Origin of the sequence: Metalysinibacillus jejuensis, from assembly GCF_003057615.1 — a bacterium.
GTDB classification, from domain to species: domain Bacteria; phylum Bacillota; class Bacilli; order Bacillales_A; family Planococcaceae; genus Metalysinibacillus; species Metalysinibacillus jejuensis.
Window position 1 is genome coordinate 1 of record NZ_QAFW01000133.1, and the last position, 1,077, is coordinate 1,077.

Consider the following 1,077-nt stretch of genomic DNA (forward strand, 5'->3'; position numbering starts at 1 on the left):
GTTAATGAATCACAAGCAGAAAGCCTACGTTTGACAAGTAAAACCTATCAAAAAGCGTGTAATTGGCTTTCAGAGAAAGTATTTGTATCAAAAAATCTGAATCAACTACAATTAAACAACTTGTATTACAAAGAACTTCGCCAACGCTTTGGTTTGAAAAGTCAAATGGCGCAATCCGTCATGAAAACGGTCATTGCCAGCTACAAATCAGCACAATCAAACGGACATGAATGGTCGCTTGTTCACTACAAGCACCCTAGCTATGATGTAGTATGGAATCGTGACTATTCTTTAAACGAGCGACTTTTTAGTGTCAACACGTTAGCTGGTCGTATTAAATTGCCCTTTGAATTAAAAGGGATGCAAAAATACTTCAATGACGATTGGAAATTTGGCACAGCGAAACTGGTGTACAAGTGCAATAAGTGGTTTTTACATATCCCCATGACAAAAGAAATCCCTCTATTAAAGGAGCAAGATGTTACTAACATTGTTGGTATTGATTTAGGGATTAATTTTCTAGCCACTAGCTATGATAGTAAAGGCAAAACAACATTCTTTAATGGTCGCCCTATAAAACATAAGCGTGGTCGATTGAAAGCGACACGTAAAGCTTTACAAAAACGTCAAACAGCTTCCGCACGTAAGCGTATTCGTGCAATAGGGCAACGAGAAAACCGTTACGTACGCGATGTCAACCATCAAGTCACAAAGGCACTCGTTGAACGTTATCCAAAAGGTACGTTATTTGTAGTAGAGGATTTAACAGGTGTACGTCAAGCAACCGAGAAAGTCCATGTCAAAAACCGTTATGTTAGCATTTCGTGGGCGTTCTATCAATTTAGACAATTCCTTGAATATAAGGCACAACTATACGGACATAAGGTGATTATTGTTTCCCCGAAATATACAAGCCAAACGTGTCCGAAATGCGGTCATGTAGCTAAGCGAAATCGCAATAAAAAAACACATACATTTACGTGTGTCAACTGCTCTTATCAATCGAATGACGACCGCATCGGGGCAATGAATCTGTATCGAAAAGGAATGGCATACATTTCAGATACAGTTACGGTT

General features: G+C 38.9%; 1 protein-coding gene. It reads left to right on the forward strand.

Features of this window, described 5'->3' with window-relative positions; translation table 11 throughout:
- Positions 1-1,077 (forward strand): RNA-guided endonuclease InsQ/TnpB family protein (locus tag DDE80_RS14425; protein WP_108308639.1); only part of this gene is annotated, 1,077 nt, incomplete at both ends.